The organism is Lentzea sp. NPDC060358 (assembly GCF_042725365.1).
Classification (GTDB): domain Bacteria; phylum Actinomycetota; class Actinomycetes; order Mycobacteriales; family Pseudonocardiaceae; genus Lentzea.
In genome coordinates this window covers 1-18,387 of the sequence record NZ_JBHXCW010000017.1, presented here as the reverse complement: position 1 = coordinate 18,387, position 18,387 = coordinate 1, and the positions used below count along the sequence as shown (strand labels likewise).

At 69.9% G+C, this 18,387-nt stretch carries 19 protein-coding genes; 14 read left to right on the top strand and 5 right to left on the bottom strand.

Features of this window, described 5'->3' with window-relative positions:
- Window positions 1–2: 2 nt before the first annotated feature.
- Window positions 3–3,197: a GH92 family glycosyl hydrolase gene (locus ACFWGZ_RS06035; protein ID WP_382450349.1), complete on the bottom strand. Its 3,195-nt coding sequence runs from the start codon at window positions 3,195–3,197 to the stop codon at window positions 3–5.
- Between the two features lie 99 nt (window positions 3,198–3,296).
- Here ACFWGZ_RS06035 and ACFWGZ_RS06030 point away from each other — a divergent pair, with 99 nt between their 5' ends.
- From ACFWGZ_RS06030 to ACFWGZ_RS06015, 4 genes are all read left to right on the top strand, one after another.
- Window positions 3,297–3,680 carry a VOC family protein gene (locus tag ACFWGZ_RS06030; RefSeq protein WP_382450348.1) on the top strand — a complete coding sequence of 128 codons (384 nt, stop codon included), beginning with the start codon at window positions 3,297–3,299 and terminating at the stop codon, window positions 3,678–3,680.
- Window positions 3,681–3,919: 239 nt separating this feature from the next.
- Window positions 3,920–4,930 carry a glycoside hydrolase family 19 protein gene (locus ACFWGZ_RS06025; RefSeq protein ID WP_382450393.1) on the top strand — a complete coding sequence of 337 codons (1,011 nt, stop codon included), beginning with the start codon at window positions 3,920–3,922 and terminating at the stop codon, window positions 4,928–4,930.
- Between the two features lie 43 nt (window positions 4,931–4,973).
- Window positions 4,974–5,474, top strand: a complete 501-nt coding sequence (locus tag ACFWGZ_RS06020; protein WP_382450347.1) for a DinB family protein — start codon at window positions 4,974–4,976, stop codon at window positions 5,472–5,474.
- A 66-nt stretch (window positions 5,475–5,540) separates the two neighbouring features.
- A complete protein-coding gene (locus ACFWGZ_RS06015) occupies window positions 5,541–6,587 on the top strand; it encodes an alpha/beta hydrolase family protein (protein WP_382450346.1) in 1,047 nt (348 codons plus the stop codon).
- A 78-nt stretch (window positions 6,588–6,665) separates the two neighbouring features.
- Here the strand turns inward: ACFWGZ_RS06015 and ACFWGZ_RS06010 are convergent, their stop codons facing one another.
- Window positions 6,666–6,911: a mycoredoxin gene (locus ACFWGZ_RS06010; RefSeq protein ID WP_089919660.1), complete on the bottom strand. Its 246-nt coding sequence runs from the start codon at window positions 6,909–6,911 to the stop codon at window positions 6,666–6,668.
- Window positions 6,912–7,219: 308 nt separating this feature from the next.
- Here ACFWGZ_RS06010 and ACFWGZ_RS06005 point away from each other — a divergent pair, with 308 nt between their 5' ends.
- Window positions 7,220–7,840, top strand: coding sequence for a DUF4360 domain-containing protein (locus tag ACFWGZ_RS06005; RefSeq protein WP_382450392.1), 621 nt, complete (start codon window positions 7,220–7,222; stop codon window positions 7,838–7,840).
- Window positions 7,841–7,901: 61 nt separating this feature from the next.
- A complete protein-coding gene (locus ACFWGZ_RS06000; protein ID WP_382450345.1) occupies window positions 7,902–8,543 on the top strand; it encodes a DUF4360 domain-containing protein in 642 nt (213 codons plus the stop codon).
- Window positions 8,544–8,615: 72 nt separating this feature from the next.
- On the opposite strand, the gene ilvA is transcribed toward ACFWGZ_RS06000, so the two are convergent.
- Window positions 8,616–9,851, bottom strand: coding sequence for a threonine ammonia-lyase IlvA (gene ilvA / locus ACFWGZ_RS05995; protein ID WP_382450344.1), 1,236 nt, complete (start codon window positions 9,849–9,851; stop codon window positions 8,616–8,618).
- Window positions 9,852–9,952: 101 nt separating this feature from the next.
- On the opposite strand from ilvA, the gene ACFWGZ_RS05990 reads away from it, so the two are divergent.
- A complete protein-coding gene (locus ACFWGZ_RS05990) occupies window positions 9,953–10,840 on the top strand; it encodes a lytic polysaccharide monooxygenase (protein ID WP_382450391.1) in 888 nt (295 codons plus the stop codon).
- Window positions 10,841–10,881: 41 nt separating this feature from the next.
- The gene (locus ACFWGZ_RS05985; protein WP_382450343.1) at window positions 10,882–12,111 is read left to right on the top strand and encodes a ThuA domain-containing protein; all 1,230 of its coding nucleotides are present in this window, start codon (window positions 10,882–10,884) and stop codon (window positions 12,109–12,111) included.
- Here the strand turns inward: ACFWGZ_RS05985 and ACFWGZ_RS05980 are convergent.
- Entirely contained in the window at window positions 12,090–12,467 is a 378-nt protein-coding gene (locus tag ACFWGZ_RS05980) for a hypothetical protein (RefSeq protein WP_382450342.1), read from the bottom strand. The genes ACFWGZ_RS05985 and ACFWGZ_RS05980 overlap by 22 nt on opposite strands.
- Before the next feature lie 193 nt (window positions 12,468–12,660).
- Here ACFWGZ_RS05980 and ACFWGZ_RS05975 point away from each other — a divergent pair, with 193 nt between their 5' ends.
- From ACFWGZ_RS05975 to ACFWGZ_RS05955, 5 genes are read left to right on the top strand one after another with little or no spacing between them, the layout of a single operon-like run.
- The gene (locus ACFWGZ_RS05975) at window positions 12,661–13,098 is read left to right on the top strand and encodes a helix-turn-helix domain-containing protein (protein WP_382450341.1); all 438 of its coding nucleotides are present in this window, start codon (window positions 12,661–12,663) and stop codon (window positions 13,096–13,098) included.
- Between the two features lie 4 nt (window positions 13,099–13,102).
- The gene (locus ACFWGZ_RS05970; protein WP_382450340.1) at window positions 13,103–13,615 is read left to right on the top strand and encodes a hypothetical protein; all 513 of its coding nucleotides are present in this window, start codon (window positions 13,103–13,105) and stop codon (window positions 13,613–13,615) included.
- Between the two features lies 1 nt (window position 13,616).
- Complete coding sequence (locus ACFWGZ_RS05965) at window positions 13,617–14,726, top strand: MAB_1171c family putative transporter (protein ID WP_382450339.1); 1,110 nt, start codon at window positions 13,617–13,619, stop codon at window positions 14,724–14,726.
- 15 nt (window positions 14,727–14,741) lie between these two features.
- A complete protein-coding gene (locus ACFWGZ_RS05960; protein WP_382450338.1) occupies window positions 14,742–15,806 on the top strand; it encodes an ATP-dependent DNA ligase in 1,065 nt (354 codons plus the stop codon).
- On the top strand, window positions 15,803–16,402 hold the full coding sequence (locus tag ACFWGZ_RS05955) for a YigZ family protein (RefSeq protein WP_382450337.1): 600 nt from the start codon (window positions 15,803–15,805) through the stop codon (window positions 16,400–16,402). Before ACFWGZ_RS05960 ends, ACFWGZ_RS05955 begins: the two co-directional genes overlap by 4 nt.
- Here ACFWGZ_RS05955 and ACFWGZ_RS05950 read toward each other — a convergent pair.
- Entirely contained in the window at window positions 16,399–17,214 is an 816-nt protein-coding gene (locus ACFWGZ_RS05950) for a helix-turn-helix transcriptional regulator (protein WP_382450336.1), read from the bottom strand. The genes ACFWGZ_RS05955 and ACFWGZ_RS05950 overlap by 4 nt on opposite strands.
- A gap of 110 nt (window positions 17,215–17,324) precedes the next feature.
- On the opposite strand from ACFWGZ_RS05950, the gene ACFWGZ_RS05945 reads away from it, so the two are divergent.
- Complete coding sequence (locus tag ACFWGZ_RS05945) at window positions 17,325–18,374, top strand: aldo/keto reductase (RefSeq protein ID WP_382450335.1); 1,050 nt, start codon at window positions 17,325–17,327, stop codon at window positions 18,372–18,374.
- Window positions 18,375–18,387 lie beyond the last annotated feature (13 nt).

Below are 18,387 nucleotides of genomic sequence, written 5' to 3'. Positions count from 1 at the left end.
TATCAGGCCAGGGTCAGCGCGTACAGCTCCACCCGCGGGTCGTCCGGCAGGGTCACCGAACGGACCGTCTTGGTGGCGTCGAGGCGCAGCGACTGGCCGAACAGCCGCACCGGCGGTCCGTCCACGCCCTGGCCCGCCTTGATGCGGTGCGGCATCTCCAGCACGGCCGGGCCACCACCCGCCCAGTCCGGCACGGTGGCGGCGACCTCGGCCGAGGTGCCGTCGGCGTACCAGACGGTGAAGGCGGTCGACACCGGCCCGTTGTGCGACGAGCCGACGACGTGCAGCCACGAGAACTGCCCCGGCGGCAACAGCATGGCCTGACCCCGTGCTTCCACGAAGTTCGGCGCCGTGCCGGTCGGGTCCGGCGCCTGGTAGGTGATGCCGCCCCACGTCACGGGGCCCTTCGGCGGCAGCAGCGCGGCGTCGTAGCTCCAGCCGCCGCCGTCGAAGTCACCGGCCGCCGAGTCCGCGACCGTGGCGGTGCCGTCGTGGTTGAGCTCCGGCGTCACGTCCACCGAACACGTCGAGAACGCGCAGATAGCGGCCGGTTTGACCTCGACCACCGCCTTCAGCGCGACCTGGTCCACCTGGACGCCGATCTCGTACGAACCCGGTGCCACGCCCTGGGGCACCGACACCGTCAACGGCACGGTCTTCTGCGTCGGCAGGTGCCGCGACACGAGGGTGACCGGCTTGGCGCCGCTCACCTTCCACCCGGCGGGCGCGGTCACCTGCGGCCGCACCGTCGTGGCACCCGGCGACTGGGCGAGCACGTCGAGCTGCAGCGTCAGCGACTGCGCGGTGTCGGAGGTCGGCACGACGATCTCGGAGTTGCGCAGCGACGCCGAGACGGCGCGGCGCGAGTCGGCGTTGCCGTCGTTGAGCGACGGCGGCTCGTCCGACCGGCCCGTGCCCCACGACGACGGCTTCGACGACACCTCGTGCGTGAGCTTGCCGCCGCGCTGCAACGACGACCACGTCAGGTAGGTCTTGCGGACGTCCTTGCCGCCGAACGACACGTTCTTGATGTACCGGTTGGTGTCCGACACGCCCTTCGCCGAAACCGTGAGCGTGCCGCCCTGCGAGCCGTACTGTCCGATCCGGACGGTCGCGGACTCGAACTGCGGCGACGACAACGCGAGGAAGTCCGCGCCGTTGAACGTCGGGTACAGACCCAGCGACGAGAAGACGTACCAGGCCGACATCGTGCCCAGGTCGTCGTTGCCGGTCATGCCGTCCGGGCCGGTGGTGAACAGCGTCATCGCCGCCCGCACGACCGTCGCGGTCTTCGACGGCGCGCCCGCCCACAGGTACATGTACGGCGCGAGCAGGTCGGGTTCGTTGTTCGGGTTGTAGGTCGGCTTGCCGTAGTAGTCGTACGGCTCGGTGATCCAGTCCTGCCGGGCGGTGCCGGCGGGGTCGATCAGCAGCTTGTCGTAGGCGAAGAACGAGTCGAGGCGCTTCTCGGTCTCCTTGCGGCCGCCCATCAGCGACACCAGCCCGGCCGGGTCCTGCGGGACCAGCCACTGGTACTGGTAGGCGCCGCCCTCGTGGAACTGGTGCGAGGCGTCGACCGGGTTGTACGGCGTCAGCCAGGTGCCCGCCTCGGTGCGCGGCCGGAACTGGCCGGTCGAGGAGTCCCACAGGTTGCGGTACCACTGGCCGCGGTCGGCGAACAGGCGCGCGTCGGCCCGCTTGCCCAGCCCCTTGGCCATCAGCGCGAGCGAGGCGTCGGCCGCCGCGTACTCGAGCGTGGCCGAGGCCGGGTGCACGCAGTCGTTGTCGCCGCCCTTGTGCGCGCAGTCCACGCCCAGCTCCAGGCCCGAGGGGATGTAGCCGCGGTCCTGGTAGTACGTGACGCCGGAGCGCCCGTTGTAGGGCGAGTCGGCGGGCGGCAACGACGTCGCGTTGGTCCGCAGGAGCTGGTAGGTCTCCTCCTCGTACCCCTTGAGCAGCCCCTTCGACCACGCCTCCACGAGGAACGGCGTCACCGGGTCACCGGTCATGATGTTGGTCTCGGACGACGCCAGCGCCCAGCGCGGCAACCACCCGCCGTCCCGCCCGCTGGCCACGACGGACAGCGCGACGTCCCGGGCGACCTTCGGTTCGAGGATCTGCAGCAGCTGGTTCTGCGGCCGGTACGTGTCCCAGAGCGAGAAGTTCTGGTATGGCGTGTACCCCGAGGCCGTGCGGACCTGGTTGTCGAAGCCCAGGTACCTGCCGTCCACGTCGCCGGCGAGGTTGGGGTGCATCACCGAGTGGTAGAGCGCGGTGTAGAAGGCGACCTGCCGGTCCCGCGGCCCGCCGGAGATCTTGACGGCCTCCAGCTGCTTCTTCCACGTGTCCTTGGCGGCCTTGGTCACCGCGTCGAAGTCGTAGGAGGGAGCCTCCGCCGCGAGGTTCTTCCGCGCGCCCTCGAGCCCGGTGTAGGACAGGCCGATCTTCAGCACGACGTCGCGGTCGGCCGAGGAGTCGAACGTGACCCAGGCACCGTTCCCGCCCGTGCCGGCGGCATCCCGGCCACCAGGGGTGAGAGCGCTCCCCCGCCACGACCCGAAGGACGCGAACGGCCGGTCGAACGACGCCGTGAAGTAGACGGTGTGCTCGTCCTTGCCCGCGCAGAACCGCCCGTTGCGCACACGGCCCTCGATGGTCCGGTCACCGACGACGTGGATCTCGGAGTCGAGCACCGTCTGGTTGGACTTGCCGGTGTTGAACAGGACGTTGGCCGCACCGGACGAGGGGAACGTGTAGCGCTGCCACCCGGTCCGCTGCGTGGCCGTGAGCTCGGCGTTCACCCCGTACCGCGGCAGCCCGACCCGGTAGTACCCGGGCTGCGCGGTCTCGTCCGAATGGCTGAACTCGGACTTGTAGGCGTTGATGTCAACGTTGTCAACGGACCCGACCGTCGGCATCACCGGCAGCTCGCCCATGACACCGCAGCCGACCCCCGACAGGTGGGTCTGCGAGAACCCGTAGAGGGAGGTGGCCTTGTAGTCGTACCCGCCCTGACCGCCCGTGTCAGGGCTGACCTGCACCATCCCGAACGGCACCGACGCACCGGGGAAGGTGTTGCCGAAGTTCTGCGTACCCACGAAGGGGTTCACCAGGGACGAGGGATCTTCGTCCGCCTGAGCCGCTTGCGCAGGAACTGTTAAACCTAGTAACAGTCCGACTACAACCAGTGTCCGCATAAGGGGCAGTATTACCGGAACACCACCTCCCCGGACACCCCTCGGCCGCAGGTCGGCGACTGCACGACACGAGCTCGTCCACCGGAGTAAGCAGGAGACATGCCCGTACAGCTCAACCACACGATCGTCCACAGCACGGACCAGACCCGCTCGGCGAAGTTCCTGACCACCCTCCTGGGCCTGCCGGACGCGGTCCGCTTCGGCCCGTTCTCGGTGGTGGAGGTGGCCAACGGCGTCTCGCTGGACTTCCTGACCGTGGCAGGCCCGATCACCGGCCAGCACTACGCGTTCCTGGTGACGGAGGAGGAGTTCGACGAGATCTTCGGCCGCATCAAGGCCCAGGACCTCGCCCACTGGGCCGATCCGCACAAGTCGCTGCCCCAGCAGATCAACACCCACGACGGTGGGCGGGGCGTGTACTGGAACGATCCGGACGGCCACGCCCTGGAAATCATCACGCGCCCGTACGGCTCGGGTGCTTAGCGCACAACGCGAAGACACCTCCTGCTCCCCGCCGTGAGAGCGATACCACGGCTGGGCCGCGCGCACCGGGAAGAACCTCGCGAACAGGTCTAGACCCTTGACTGGTCTGGACCATTGATGCCAATCTCAGCACTGTTCACATCCCTGACCTCTCGGATGAAACAAGACTCCAGGAGTGGGTGACCTTGCTGAAAAAACGCATCTTGGCGTCTCTCGCGGCAGGTGTGGTGGCGGCTTCGCTGGCCGTCATCGCGCCGACTGCGTCTTCTCAGGCAGAAGTGTCCGCGCAGGCCTGCACCTTCACGGACTGGGTACAGGGTCAGTGGTACACCACTGGCTCGATCGTGAGATTCGAAGGCAACTACTACATCGCCGAGCACGACAACCCGGGCTACAGCCCGACGGTCTCCACGTGGTACTGGGAGCCGACGGGGTGTGACGGTGGCGGCGGTGGAGGCGGTGGCACCTGTTCGGGCGCCACCGACTGGGTCGCGGGCCGGCAGTACTACACGGGCAACATCGTGAAGTACAACGGTTCCTACTACATCGCCGAGCACGACAACCCCGGCTACGACCCGACGATCTCCACGTGGTTCTGGGAGCCGCACAACTGCGGCGGTGGCGGCCAGCCCGGCACCGGCTTCCCGATCAGCGAGTCGCAGTTCAACAGCTTGTTCTCCGGTCGCAACAGCTTCTACACCTACCAGGGCTTCGTCGACGCGGCACGCACCATCCCCGCGTTCGGCACGTCCGGCAGCGACACGGTGAAGAAGCAGGAAGTCGCGGCGTTCCTCGCGAACACCGCGCACGAGACCGGCAACTTCGTCTACATCGAAGAGATCAACAAGAACAACGACCTCTGTGACGAGAGCCAGCCCTACGGCTGCCCGGCCGGCACCTACGCCTACTACGGCCGCGGTCCGATCCAGCTGTCGTGGAACTTCAACTACAAGGCCGCCGGTGACTACCTGGGCCTGAACCTGCTGCAGAACCCCTACCAGGTGGCGCAGAACTCCACCACCGCGTGGCGCACGGCGATCTGGTACTGGATGACGCAGCGCGGACCGGGCAGCATGACGGCCCACGACGCGATGGTCAACAGCGCCGGCTTCGGCCAGACCATCCGCAGCATCAACGGTTCCCTGGAGTGCGACGGCCGCAACCCGGCGCAGGTCCAGAGCCGCGTCTCGAACTACCAGCGGATCACCGGCACCATCGGTGTGACGCCGGGCGGCAACCTCTCCTGCTAGCCGCCCTGCCGGGACTTGAGCACCACTGGCTTCAATCGGGGCCATGGAGCTCGACGACCTGCTGCACGAACTGAACGATCAGCGCAGGACCTTCCGCGTCACGATGCGGGGTCTGACCACCGCCGACGCGGTGAAGCGCACGACGGTCAGCGAGCTCACGCTGGGTGGGTTGCTCAAGCACCTCACCTGGTGTGAGCGGGGCTGGACCCACGTCCTGACCGAGCAGCCGGGCCGTCCGCGAGGATGGCTCGACGGCCGCCAGTACGTGTGGACCGGCGACGACTTCGAGCTGTTGCTCGAGTCCTACGACGAAGCGGTGCGCGCGACCGACGAGGCCGTGCGCACCACTTCGCTCGACAAGCTGGTCCCGCCGCCGTCCGCGCCGTGGGACCCGCACCCGGAGCCGTTGTCCGTCCGGCGGATCGTGCTCCACCTGATCCGGGAGACCGCGCAGCACGCCGGTCACGCGGACGTCCTCCGCGAGACGCTCGACGGCCAGTCGACGACGTCGGCCCTCTACGAGTGGCCGCGGGACGGCGCCTGAGCGCTTGTGGCACAACCAGGACGAGATCAGCACGAGACCCCGAGAACCCGATGATCGAATCCGGGCATGAAACTCGGAAAAGTCGCGGCCACCGTCGTGGTGGCGATGACGCTGGTCGCACCGGCCGCCTCCGCCGCGCCTGACGGCTCCGGCGTGCGCAGGGTCGAGTACTCGCTCGGCGACCGGGCGTTCCAGGTGCCCGGCTTCCTCACCGGGCCGGACGGAACCGTCGCGGACCTCGAACTCACCGCGGTCGTGCACGCACCGCGCACGCTCGTCGGCAAGCGTCCGCTCATGATGCTCGCCCACGGCTACTGGGAGTCGTGCGTGAACAAGGTGGAGCAGTGGCCCTGTCCCGCCGGGGACCCGTTCCCGAGCTATCGCGGGTACGACTACCTGGGCGAGGAGCTGGCACGACAGGGCTTCGTGGTCGTCTCGGTGAGCGCGAACGGGATCAACGCCGGCATCACGGGCCAGATCTCCGACGTGGCCCGTGCGGCGCTGATGAACAAGCACCTCGAGATGTGGCGCGACCTCAACGACGGCACCGGCCCGCTCGTGGAGCGCCTGCACGGCTTCCAGGGGCACGTGGACCTGACCAACGTCGGCACGCTCGGCCACTCCCGCGGCGGCCGCGGCGTCGTCTACCAGGCTTCGGACCAGCACGTCTCCGAACTGCCGCGAGGAGTCCGGATCAGGGCGGTGCTCCCGCTCGCCCCCGCCGGCTACTACCGCCCGGACCCGGACGCGCCGCAGAACCTCGACTACCGCATCACCAAGATCCCGTTCGCGGTCGTGACCGGTGACTGCGACTCCGCGAGCATGCCGACGCAGGCACCCATGTACATCGCCAACGCGCTGGGGCGCAACGAGGTGCCGTTCCACCAGGTCACCCCGCGGCGGGCGAACCACAACTTCTTCAACACCGAGTGGTCCTACGACCACGACAACTTCTGCACGCCCGGCCCGACGCTCACGCCCGAGCAGCAGCGGAAGATCGCCACGACCTACGTCTCGGCGTTCTTCCAGCAGTACCTGAACGGCCGGAACAACCCGATCGTCAGCGAGGGCAACCGGGGCGTCGACGTCGTGACGCACAGACCGGTTCGATGAGCACGGCCAGCAGGTGACGAGAAGGGTGTCCGGGACCGGTCCCGAACACCCTTCGCCCGCCTGCGGAAGCCCCGGTCGTCAGGCCGCGAGCTGCTCCTTCACCTGCGCGAGCGACGGGTTGGTGAGCGCCGCGCCGTTCGGGAAGTGGACCGTGGGCACCGTGCGGTTGCCGCCGTTCACGCTCATCACGAAGTCCGCCGCGCCGGGCGTCTCCTCGATGTTGATCTCGACGTACTCGATGCCCTCGCGGTCGAGCGAGCTCTTCAGGATCCGGCAGTAGCCGCACCACGAGGTCGAGTAGACGGTCAGCTGGTCGGGAGCCATCAGGCGCTCTCCTCGTCGAGTCCGGGCGAAGTCACCAGGGTCAACGCCGCGCGTGCGGATCTTCTTCCCGGCGCCGCCCGTGCTGCGCGCCACGCGATCGTCAGACAACTGTCAGGTCAATTCTTCGCACCGTGGGCGAACATGGTTCGCGCGCGCCGAAAATTTCGGGCGTGCATTTCGTCGTGCATTCACGAGCCCACCACCGACTATTTCAGTCACCCAATCGGCGGCCCGTCACCACGGAGGGTTTCCGATATCGTCTGGATTCCGCCGCCGCGACCGCGATGAACAGAACAGAAAGGCTGGTCATGTTGAAAACGGTGGCGGCAGCTGCCCTCGCGCTGTCCGCGGTCCTGACCGCGCCCGCCCACGCAGCAGCCGATGTCCCCGATTTCGTGACGATCGACGTCGTCACCGTGAACGGTTCCGGCTGCCCCGCCGGCACCGCGGCGGTCGCGGCCGCCGACGACCGGACGGCGTTCACGGTGACCTACAGCGAGTACCTCGCCCAGGCGGGGCAGGGTGCGGCGCCCACGGACTTCCGCAAGAACTGCCAGCTCAACATCAGAGTCAGCTACCCGCAGGGCTTCACGTTCGGCATCGCCCAGGCCGACTACCGCGGCTTCGCGAACCTGCAGCCGGGAGCGACCGGAACGGAAAAGGGCAACTACTACTTCCAGGGCATGTCGCAGGGCGCGAGCCGCACCCACAACTTCGCGGGCCCGAAGAGCGACAACTGGCAGGCGACCGACCGCGCCACGGTGTCGGAAATCATCTACGCGCCGTGCGGGGAAATCCGGCACCTGAACATCAACACCGAACTGCGCGTCAACGCGGGAACGGCGTCGAAGGCGAACAGCTTCATGACGATGGATTCCACGGACAGCAGCGTGAGCACGAAGTACCAGTTCTCCTGGAAGCGCTGCTGACGCTCCAGGCACCTCCTGCCGCCGCCGTTCGTCTCCTGGACCCCAGTCGGAAAGGTGCCCCATGCTCACCACCCTGGCCGCGGCCGCGCTCGCGATGTCGACGATCGTCATCCCGCCGGGCGGCGCCCCGAACGACACGCCTCCCCCCGACCACATCACCATCGACGTCGTGACGATCAACGGCTCCGGCTGCCGGGCGGGAACGGCCGCCGTCGCCGTGAGCCCGGACAACAAGGCGTTCACCGTCACCTACAGCGAGTTCATGGCGCAGGTCGGCCCCCAGGCCCTGCCCACCGACTTCCGCAAGAACTGCCAGCTGAACCTCCGCGTCAACGTGCCGTCGGGCTTCACCTACGGCATCTCGTCGACCGACTACCGCGGCTTCGCGCACCTGGAGCGCGGCGCCACCGCCCTGGAGAAGGCGAACTACTACTTCCAGGGCATGTCGCAGACGGAGTACAAGCAGCACAACTACAAGGGCCCGTTCAGCGACGACTGGCAGGCGACCGACACGACGGACGTGGCGGCGATCGTCTACCACCCGTGCGGCGAGAAGCGGAACTTCAACATCAACACGGAGCTGCGGGTCAGCGCGGGCACGTCGGACCCGAAGAAGCTGACGAGCTTCATCGCGATGGACTCGACGGACGGCTCGATCGAGACGACCTACCACTTCGCGTGGAAGGTCTGCTCGCCCAGGTAGGACGGCACATCAGGCCACTCGCCCGGGTGCCGGGCATCCCGCTCACGGGGTGCCCGGCACGCCCCGTGCCCGTCAGATCAGGAACCGGTACGCCGTGGACCCCGGCTCCACGTGCTGGATCTTGAGCGGCGACTCCTTCATCCGCCCCCACAGCAGGTCGTAGTCCTCGCGCCGCCCCAGCTCGATGCACACGAGCGCCGCCCCGGTCTCCCGGTTGTCCCGCTTCATGTACTCGAACTGCACGATGTCGTCGTCCTTGCCCAGGACGTCGTCGAGGAACCGCCGCAGCGCGCCCGGCTCCTGCGGGAACTCCACCAGGAACCAGTGCTTCAGGCCGCGGTGGACCATCGAGCGCTCGACGACCTCGGCGTAGCGGGAGACGTCGTTGTTGCCGCCGGAGAGCAGGCACACGACCGTCGTGTCGGGGCTCACGGAGATCTCCTCGACCAGCGCGGCCGAGGCCAGGGCCCCCGCGGGCTCCGCGATGATGCCGTCGATCTGGTACAGCTCGAGCATCTCGGTGCAGACGGCGCCCTCGGACACGGTCAGCAGCTCGGCGCCGCTGTCGCGCACCATCGGGAACGTCACCTCGCCCGCCCTGCGGACCGCGGCGCCGTCCACGAACGAGTCGACCTCGGGCAGCGTCACCGGCTCGCCCGCCTGCATCGCCGCGATCATGCTCGCCGCACCGGCCGGTTCCACGCCGATGATGCGGGTGCGCGGGAAGCGCTCCTTGAACCACGTGCCGACGCCGGAGAGCAGGCCGCCACCGCCGATGGGCACCACGACCACGTCCGGGGCGCCGCCGAGCTGCTGGACGATCTCCAGGCCCACAGTGCCCTGGCCCGCGACCGTGCGCGGGTCGTCGAACGCCGGGACCAGGGTCGCGCCCGTGTCCAGCGCGTACTGCTTGGCCAGCGCCGCCGCGTCGTCGTAGGTGTCGCCGTCGACCACCAGCTGCACCATGCCCTGGCCGAGGGCCTGGATGCGGTCGCGCTTCTGGCGCGGGGTGGTGCGCGGGACGTGCACGCGGCCCTCGATGCCCAGCCGGCGGCAGGCGTAGGCCATGCCCTGGCCGTGGTTGCCCGCCGACGCGCAGACCGCGCCGCCGAAGGCGAACTCGGTCTGGCAGAGCAGGTTGAAGGCGCCGCGCAGCTTGTACGACCGGCCGACCTGCAGGTCCTCGCGCTTGAGCCACACTCGCGCGCCGGTCCGCTCGGACAACCGCTGGTTCACCTCGAGCGGCGTCGTGCGGGCGACGCCACCCAGCCGGGCCGCGGCCGCGGACACCTCATCAGCGAAGGACATGTCAATACATCTTCCGTGAACGACTCGGGTCTGGCACGCGTACCCCTAGAAGGACAGGGGAGGTACCTGTGTTTCGCCTTGTGGGCGTGGTAGCACTGCTGATGTTGCTCTGTGAGGTCCCCGCACGCGCTCATGGCGCGCCCACGGACCCTGCCAGCAGGGCTTATCTCTGCTCACCAGGACAACCCACAGCATCATCCTCGCCCTGCCGCAGCGCGATCGCGGCGGGGTTGCCGTCCACGGAGTGGGACAACATCCGGCTGCCGAACGTGGCCGGGCGGGACGCGGCGCGGGTGCCCGACGGCAAGCTGTGCAGCGCCGGGATCGCCCGGTACGCCGGACTCGACCTGCCCTCGGCGCAGTGGCCGGTGACGAAGCTCAAGAGCACCGCCTTCACCTACCGGGCGACGATCCCGCACCAGGGCTCGTTCCGGTTCTACGCGACGCGGCCGGGCTACTCGCCGGCGCAGCCGCTGCGGTGGGCCGACCTGGAGCAGTTCCTGAGCGTGCCGACTCCCCCGCTCGTCAACGGCGGCTACGAGTTCAAGGTGCAGCTGCCGAAGGACCGGGCCGGGCGGCACGTCATCTACACGGTCTGGCAGAACACGGACACGCCCGACACCTACTACTCGTGCACCGACGTGGAGATCGCGGCACCGGCCGCGCCCGCCGCCCAGCCCGCCGCCGCCCCGCCGGCCGCGACCCAGCCCCCCGCGGCCGCACCGCCCGCGACGAAGCCGGCGGCGGCACCGTCCACGAAGTCCGCGGCCCCGGGCACACTGCCGAGCTCGAGCACGCCACGCCCCGTCCCCGTCGCGTCGAGTGCCGAACAACCTCCTTCCACCGCAACGAGGATCGGCATGTCGGCGATCGTCGCGGCGCTCGGCGGCCTCGCCGCGCTGGGCGCGATCATGTTGTGGCGCAGAAGAATCTGTGAACGTCCCGGTCCGGTACCGGTCCCCACCAGGTCTGGACCACCACTAGGGTGATCTTCGGGCGCGCAACCCCTGCGAGACGAAGGTGTGCCTGCATGGCTCGTAAACTGCTGGCGTTGCTGGCTTTGGTCGCCGCGACGCTCATCCCGGTCGGCGTTCCGGCACAAGCGGCACCGTTCAAGGTGCTGGCGTTCTACAACGGCACGTGGGACGCCGCGCACATCGCGTTCGTCAACGAGGCCAACCCGTGGCTGACCCGCGCGGGCCAGGACAACGGCTTCACCTACGAGGCGACGACGGACTGGAACCGCCTCAACACCCTCACCCCGGCACAGGCGCAGGTCGTGGTCTTCCTCGACGACGCGCCGACCTCCTCCGCCGCCCGCGCGGGTTTCCAGCGGTACATGGAGGCCGGTGGCGGTTTCTTCGGGTTCCACGTGAGCGCGTTCACCCAGAACGCGAACGAGTGGTCCTGGTACCACAACACGTTCCTGGCCAAGGGGAACTTCGTCAGCAACACGTGGGGGCCGACCACGGCGGTGCTGAAGGTCGAGACCCGCGACCACCCGTCGACGGCGCGGCTGCCGGAGAAGTTCACCTCCGCGGTGAGCGAGTGGTACAGCTGGGACCGCGACCTGCGGCAGAACCCGGCCGTCCAGGTGCTGGCGAGCGTCGACCCGTCGAGCTTCCCGCTCGGCACCGACCCGAACCAGCAGTGGCGCAGCGGGTACTACCCGATCATGTGGACCAACAGGAACTTCAAGATGGTCTACGCGAACTTCGGCCACAACGCGATGGACTACGCGGCCAACAAGCCGCTGTCGTCGACCTTCGCGAGCGCGACGCAGAACACGTTCCTGATCGACAGCCTGCTCTGGCTCGGCGGGGGCGGCACTCCCCCGCCGCAGGGCGAGTGGAAGACGGCGGTCAACCGCGGCAACGGCAAGTGCGTCGACGCCAAGGCCGCAGGTCTGTCCAACGGCACCGTCATCCAGCAGTACGCCTGCAACGGCACCACGGCGCAGAACTTCCGCGCGGTGGCGACGACCGACGGCTACTCGCGCCTGGAGTACCGCAACGACCCGGCGAAGGTGCTGGACGTGAGCGACGTGTCGACCGCGGACGGCGCCGGCGTCCACCTCTGGGACTGGGTGGGCGGCACCAACCAGCAGTGGCGGGTCACGACCGGGTCCGACGGCTACTCCACGCTGACGGCCCGCCACTCGGGCAAGTGCCTGAGCGCCCCCGCGGAGTCGGCCGACGGCGTGCAGCTCGTCCAGGCGGCCTGCACCGGGTCCGCGGCTCAGTCGTTCCGGCTGGGCTGAGGCCAGGTCACGGTCACGCGTTCCCCCGGCCTGCCGTCCGCGGAGGCCGGGCGGGACGCGGCCAGGAAGCCGTACATGTCGTTGAGCTGGTGCAACGCCTGCACCGCGTCCCGCCACACCGGGCAGGGCCACGCGCGGTGACCGCCGTACCAGGTGCGGCACGACTTGCACCGGTGCCGCTCGTTCGGCTCGTGCACCCGCAGCAGCCCGCGCCACCACGGCAGGGCGTCGCGCAGCCGTTCGCGCAGTTCCACCACGTCCTGGGGCGAGGCCGGCCGGTCCAGCTGGTCCATGGTCTCGTAGACGACGTCGAGCACGGCCCGGTGGAAGGCACCCTGTCGTTCAGCCAGCGCCATGTCCGAGATCCTCCGCGACCTGGTGAACGGGTGGGCGGACGTGACCGTCCCCGGTCGTGCGAGCACCCTCCGCGGTTGAGACGGCCACGGCGTGGAGTCTATGTTGGGCGGGAGCGGGGTTTCAACTGGCGAAAATCCCGGCACCCTGGTAGCGATTTCCGTGGGTGGAGACGACGAGCGCGGGGGGCCGGTGATGGCGGGGGAACGGTCCCTGGCGGACAGGCTGAACCACCTCTTCGCCCGCTACACGGCCCGCTCGGGCCAGGAGTACAGCAACGAGCACGTCGCCGCGGCCATCGCCGGCACCGGCGTCACGATCTCCCAGAGCTACATCTGGCAGCTGCGCAAGGGCAAGAAGGACAACCCGACGTTCAAGCACCTGCAGGCACTGGCAGGCTTCTTCGGTGTGCCCGTGAGCTACTTCTTCGACGACGAGGTCACCGACCGCGTCGACGAGCAGCTGAAGTCGTTGCAGGACCGGCAGAGCAGGCTCGACGAGATCGCCTCGGGCAGCGACGCGCAGCTGATGGCGATGCGCGCGGGCGAGCTCTCGCCGGACCGCCGCCGCCTCGTGATGGAGCTGCTCGACGTCGTCTACCGGCAGGAACAGGCCGAACGCGGCGAGGGGTGACCCGGTGGCCGAACGAGATCTGCGCAAGCGGTGCCGCCGTCTGCTCAACGAGCTGGACATCCAGCCGCCGCTCGACGTCTCCGAGCTCTGCCGCCGCGTCGGCGAGCAGCGCGGCAGGCCGATCCGGCTGATCGCGCACCCGATCCCGGTGCCCGGCCCGTACGGCGTGTGGATCGCGACCGCGCAGGCCGACTACATCCTGTACCAGCGGGAGACGTCGAAGGCGCACCAGAACCACATCATCCTGCACGAGCTGGGCCACCTGCTGGCCGGTCACACGAGCGACGAGCAGGACGACGACCTGCTCACGGGCCTGTACCCGGACCTCGACCCGGACGCGGTGCGCCGGGCGTTGCGGCGCACCTCCTACGACAGCGCGCACGAGCGCGAGGCGGAGACGGTCGCGACGATCATCCTCGAATGGGCGTCCGTGCTGGACGAGGTCGCGCCGCGGGCGTCCGAGGGCCCGGCGCGGCGCATGTCGTCCTCGCTCGCCGACCGGCTGGGGTGGCTCTGACGTGGAACACCTGAAGGAGACCCAGGGCATCGTCGCGTTCTCCGCGCTCGCGGTGGTGCTCTACCTGCTGGTCCGCCGCCCGCACGACCCGCGCCTGCGGTCGGTCACGGCGCTGGTGGCGGGCTGGGCGATCGGCCACCCGTTCGGCAGGGCGGCGGCGGGCGGCCGGTGGTTCCTCGGGCTCGACCCGATGGTCTGCCAGCTGGTCCAGCACTCGATGCTGCAGATCGGCGTGTACGGCCTGATCTGCTTCTTCATCTTCTCCGCGCTCGACGACGCCCGCGCGCGCCGCCAGGCCTTGCGGCACCTCGTGCCGCTCGCGCTGTGCGTCCTCGTCATGACGTGGGCCGTGCTGTCGATCCCCGACGACCTGAGGGTGGCGGCGGCACGCGTGCCGAACTCGCTCGGCGGCGGCCCGACGGGCGTCCTCGCGATCACGGTCTTCTACTCGCTGGGCAACGGCTACCTGCTCTACGGCTTCGCGACGATGTTCGTGTGGGCCCGCCGCTACGCCCGCGGCGCCGAACCGCGGCTGCGCAGGGGCCTGCTGATCACCTCCACGGGCCTCGCGCTGCTGGTGCCCGCCGACGCGATCTTCGTGGCGTCGAACGTCTCCCGCTACTTCGGCGAACCGCTCCCCCGCTGGTTGCTGACCGCCGCGGTGTTCTTCCTGCTTCCCGGCGTGCTGCTGTGCGTGGTCGGCGTCGTCCACCCGATCGTCGCGATGCGGGTCGCCGCGTCGCGGCTGTGGCTGCGGCACCTGCGCGCCTACCACCGGCTGGCTCCGCTGTGGACGCTGCTGCACGAGTCGTTCCCCGAGGACGCCCTGCACCGGGTGCCGTCGCGGCGGGACGCGGTGTCGTTGCGCGGGGTGCACCGGCGGTACTACCGGCGGGTGATCGAGTGCCGCGACGGGCTGGTGCGGATCAGCCCGTACGTCGCCGAGACGCCGGACTCGCTGCCGCTCGCGGACCGGTTGCGGTCGGGACTGCGGACGCGCGGGTCGGGCGCGGTGACGGTGCGCCAGCCGATCGCGCTCGCGGTGCCCGAGGACGACGGCATGGACGCCGACGTGCGGGAGCTGGAAAAGCTCGCGGCATCCCTGCGCTGAGCTTATGGTCCGTGGGTGGACCTGCCCGTGATGCCGCCGGTGAAGCCGATGCTCGCGAAGTCCGTGCCCGGGCTGCCGCGCGGGGACGGGCTCTCCTACGAGCCCAAGTGGGACGGCTTCCGCTGCATCGTGTTCCGCGACGGCGACGAGGTCGAGCTGGGCTCGCGCAACGACAAGCCGCTCACCCGGTACTTCCCCGAGGTCGTCGAGCTGCTGAAGGAGGCGCTGCCGCCGCGGTGCGTCGTCGACGGCGAGATCGTGCTGGTCACGCCCGACGGTTTGAGCTTCGACACCCTGCAGCTGCGGCTGCACCCGGCCGCGTCGCGGGTGCGGAAGCTCTCGGTCGAGACGCCGGCGAGCTTCGTCGCGTTCGACCTGCTGGCCTGCGGCGACGACGACCTGACCGGGCTGCCGCTGGCCGAACGGCGGGCACGGCTGGAAGAGGTCGCCTCGCAGGTGCCCGGCTTCTACCTGACACCGTCCACGACGGACCCGGACGTCGCGCAGGACTGGTTCACCCGGTTCGAGGGCGCGGGCTTCGACGGTGTGGTGGTGAAGGCGCTGGACGGCGTGTACGAGCCGGACAAGCGGGTGATGTTCAAGGTCAAGCACGAGCGGACGGCCGACTGCGTGGTCGCGGGCTACCGCGTGCACAAGGACGGCGAGAGCGTCGGGTCGCTCGTGCTCGGCCTCTACCGCGACGGTGAGCTGCACAACGTGGGCGTGGCGAGCAGCTTCACCGCGGCCCGGCGGCGGGAGCTGGTCGACGAGCTGAAGCCGCTGCTCGACCCCTCCGAGCACCCGTGGGCCGCGTGGGCGACCTACGAGGGCCCCGGCATGAACAGCCGGTGGAACCCGGAGAAGCAGCTCCAGGTCGTGCTGCTGGAACCGGTCCGGGTGGCCGAGGTGCGGTACGAGCACGTGCAGGGCGGCCGGTTCCGGCACATCGCGCGGCTGGTGCGGTTCCGCCAGGACAAGGAGCCCGCCCAGTGCACCTTCGAGCAGCTGGAGGAGGTGCCTCCCGCCGAGCTGGACGCGCTGTTCGGTGAGGCGGAGCGCAGGCGCACAATCGAGCCGTGAAGGTGATCAGGCGGGACGGCACGCACGAGATCGAGATCCAGCGGTCGCGGTTCCTGTGCCACGTCGCCCGCGTCACCACCGACGCCGAGGCCTCCGAGTTCTTCGCCCGCGTCCGCAAGGAGCACTGGCAGGCGACCCACAACTGCACGGCGTTCCGCACGGCCGGCACCCAGCGTTCGTCCGACGACGGCGAACCGGCGGGCACGGCCGGGGTGCCGATGCTGGAGGTGCTGACGCGCCGGGAGCTCGTGGACACCGCCGTCGTCGTCACCCGCTACTACGGCGGGATCAAGCTCGGCGCGGGCGGCCTGGTGCGCGCGTACGGCCGAGCGGTGTCGGAGGCGATCGACTTCCTCGGCACGCTCACCCGCGAGCGGCACGAGACCCTGCTGCTCGCCGCGGACCACGACCAGGCGGGCAAGCTGGAGAACGCGTTGCGCGCCGCCGGGTACCACGTCGCCGACGCCGAGTACGGGCACGACGTCACGTTCACCGTGCACACCAAGGATCCCGGCGAGTTCGAGGTGTGGCTCGCGGCGCAGACCGGTGGTGCGGTCACGGCGATCCGGGGCGAGCCCGTGGACGTCGACCTCTAGAGCAGAGCGGCCAAAGCGGACCGGCTCACCTCATCCGCAGCGCGGTGCACCACGAGCAGCTGGTCGGGGTCCTGCACGGGCCGGAGCGTCTCGAACTCGACGTCGACGAGGCCGACGTCCGGGTGGTCGAGCTGCTTGTGCCCGCGGGCGTTGACCTTCACGTCCTGGGTGGACCAGAGCCGGGCGAACTCCTCGTCGCCCGCGAGGCAGTCGGCGATGAGGTCGTTCAGCACCTGGTCGTCCGGGTGCGCGGCCCACGCGGTCCGCAGGTGCGCGACCCCGTCCCGCACGACGCGGTCGCGGTCGACGTAGAGCGCGCGCATGTGCGGGTGCATCAGGCAGATCCAGATCGCGTTGCGCCGGGACGGCGGCAGGGTGCCGAAGTCGAGGAACAGCCGCGCCATGCCGGCGTTCCAGGCGAGGACGTCGTAGCGGTGGTTCAGCAGCATCGCCGGGCGCGGGGACAGGTCGTCGACCAGGCGCGCCAGCGACGGTTCGGCGGTGGTGGCGGGCTTGCCGGTGTCACCGGGCCGCTGCCGGGTCAGGCCGAAGAGGTACGCGCGTTCGTCCGGCGCCAGCCGCAGCGCCCCGGCCAGGGCTTCCACCACGTCCGCCGACGGCCGCAGCCCGCGGGCCTGTTCGAGGCGCACGACGTAGTCGACGCTGATCCCGGCCAGTTCGGCGACCTCCTCGCGGCGCAGGCCGGGGGTGCGCCGCGACTGCCGGCGCACCGGCAGCCCGAAGTCGCGCGGGTCGAGGCGTTCGCGCCGGGTCCGCAGGAACGCGGCCAGCTCCGCGGTGCTGGTGATCACCCCTGGTCCAACCGCCTGGGTGGGACGGCTGTTCCCAGGAAGCGGCCTCCCTTACCCCCTGCTCGCCCGCGGCCGACGCTGGTGCCCGACGACGACCACAGGAGGACCCGATGTCGCTCACCCTCGACACCTACCGGCTGCTGGGCCGCTCCGGGCTGCGGGTGTCCCCGCTGGCGCTGGGCACGGCCACGTTCGGCACCGACTGGGGCTGGGGCGCGGAGCAGGACGACGCGCGCAAGCTCTTCGACACCTACGTCGAGCGCGGTGGCAACTTCATCGACACCGCCGCCGGGTACGGCGGGTCGGAGCGCATGCTCGGCGAGTTCACCCGCGACGCCCGCGAGAGCCTGGTGCTGGCGACGAAGTACACGACCCAGCGCAGGCCCGGCGACCCGAACTCCGGCGGCGCGCACCGCAAGAACCTGGTCGCGTCGGTGCAGAACAGCCTGCTGCAGTTGCGGACCGACTACGTCGACCTGCTCTACGTGCACGTGTGGGACTTCTCGACGCCCGCCGAGGAGGTGCTGCGGGGCCTCGACGACCTGGTGCGGCAGGGCAAGGTGCTGTACGTCGCGATGTCCAACGCCCCGGCGTGGGAGGTCTCCCGCCTGCAGGCGATCGCGGACCTGCGCGGGTGGTCGCCGCTGGTCGCGCTGCAGGTCGAGTACAGCCTGATCAACCGGGACGCGGAACGCGACCTGGTCCCGATGGCGCGGGCGGTGGGGCTGGGCGTGGTGCCGTACTCACCGCTGGGCGGCGGGGTGCTGTCCGGCAAGTACAGCCGCGCCGACCTGACCTCGCCCGACGGCAGCGAGAGCACGCGGCGGAGCTTCAACGCCGGTCTGGGCATGGTCACCGAGCGCACCCTGGGCATCGCCGATGTCGTGCGGGAGGTGGCCCGCGAGGTGGGGCGCACGCCCGCGCAGGTCGCGCTGGCCTGGAACCTGCGGCAGCCGGGCGTGACGGCACCCGTGATCGGCGCCCGGACGCCCGAGCAGCTGCTGGGCAACCTCGACGCGCTGGAGGTCGAGCTCTCGGATGCTCAGCTGGCCCGGCTCGACGCCGTCAGCGCGATCGAGCTCGGGTACCCGCACGACCTGCTGGCGGGCGAGCACATCCGCGCGGTGACGTCGGGTGACCTGAAGGTCGATAGCCGCTAGAAACGCCCGTGGG

Coding starts and splice junctions, on each gene's coding strand:
- ACFWGZ_RS06035 (WP_382450349.1), bottom strand. CDS start 3,197: ATGCGGACACTGGTTGTAGTCGGACTGTTACTAGGTTTAACAGTTCCT.
- ACFWGZ_RS06030 (WP_382450348.1), top strand. CDS start 3,297: ATGCCCGTACAGCTCAACCACACGATCGTCCACAGCACGGACCAGACC.
- ACFWGZ_RS06020 (WP_382450347.1), top strand. CDS start 4,974: ATGGAGCTCGACGACCTGCTGCACGAACTGAACGATCAGCGCAGGACC.
- ACFWGZ_RS06015 (WP_382450346.1), top strand. CDS start 5,541: ATGAAACTCGGAAAAGTCGCGGCCACCGTCGTGGTGGCGATGACGCTG.
- ACFWGZ_RS06010 (WP_089919660.1), bottom strand. CDS start 6,911: ATGGCTCCCGACCAGCTGACCGTCTACTCGACCTCGTGGTGCGGCTAC.
- ACFWGZ_RS06005 (WP_382450392.1), top strand. CDS start 7,220: ATGTTGAAAACGGTGGCGGCAGCTGCCCTCGCGCTGTCCGCGGTCCTG.
- ACFWGZ_RS06000 (WP_382450345.1), top strand. CDS start 7,902: ATGCTCACCACCCTGGCCGCGGCCGCGCTCGCGATGTCGACGATCGTC.
- ilvA (WP_382450344.1), bottom strand. CDS start 9,851: ATGTCCTTCGCTGATGAGGTGTCCGCGGCCGCGGCCCGGCTGGGTGGC.
- ACFWGZ_RS05990 (WP_382450391.1), top strand. CDS start 9,953: ATGTTGCTCTGTGAGGTCCCCGCACGCGCTCATGGCGCGCCCACGGAC.
- ACFWGZ_RS05985 (WP_382450343.1), top strand. CDS start 10,882: ATGGCTCGTAAACTGCTGGCGTTGCTGGCTTTGGTCGCCGCGACGCTC.
- ACFWGZ_RS05980 (WP_382450342.1), bottom strand. CDS start 12,467: ATGGCGCTGGCTGAACGACAGGGTGCCTTCCACCGGGCCGTGCTCGAC.
- ACFWGZ_RS05975 (WP_382450341.1), top strand. CDS start 12,661: ATGGCGGGGGAACGGTCCCTGGCGGACAGGCTGAACCACCTCTTCGCC.
- ACFWGZ_RS05945 (WP_382450335.1), top strand. CDS start 17,325: ATGTCGCTCACCCTCGACACCTACCGGCTGCTGGGCCGCTCCGGGCTG.